General features: G+C 72.8%; 1 pseudogene. It reads right to left on the bottom strand.

From position 1 onward, the window contains the following. Positions 1-95: 95 nt before the first annotated feature. Positions 96-600, bottom strand: a pseudogene (locus DBR20_RS09425) (DUF4785 family protein); the annotation flags it as partial.

Genomic DNA, 600 nt, shown 5'->3' with positions numbered 1-600 from the left:
GATCACGGTGGTGGAACAGGAAGGACGGCTGACCGCGTACGCGGGGTGACCGCGCCTCCGTGGCGGGCCGGATGTCCGGCCCGCCACGCCTTGCTTCAGAACCGCAACGCCAGCGCGCGCGACTCGATCGGTGCCATCCGGCTCTGGTCCTGCAGCTGCAGGTCGCGCAGTTCATAGGGCGCACCGAAGCCGGCAGGCAACGCGGCCTGGTCGAACGGCAGCACCAGCGCGCCGCGGCCCGGGCCATCGAACCACGCTGCGGCATGGGCCTGCGCCACCGGCTGCAACTGGCCGTTGGCTGCGGTGGCATACAGCGTGCCGCGCGCCTCGTAGCGGCCAGCGGCGGCCACCTGCAGCGGCAGGCTGACCTGGCGGCTGGCCGGATCGGGCATGGCCTGGCCGACGAAGCGGGCGGTCGGCCTGGCCACCGCGAAGGCAACCTTGCCATCGCGCAGCACGCCGTCGGCCTGGGCGAACACCTGCAGTTCCCACAGGCCCTGTGCGTTGCTGGCCTCGGCCGGAATCCTCACCTGTGCACGCAGGCTGCCATCGGTGGTGCGCAGCAGCCGCTGCGGCCAGCTGCGGCCATCGGGTGCGACC

Source organism: Stenotrophomonas sp. HMWF023, from assembly GCF_003060985.1.
GTDB lineage: Bacteria > Pseudomonadota > Gammaproteobacteria > Xanthomonadales > Xanthomonadaceae > Stenotrophomonas > Stenotrophomonas lactitubi.
Note: the sequence above shows the minus strand (reverse complement) of the source record. Positions and strands in the feature narration are given on the sequence as shown.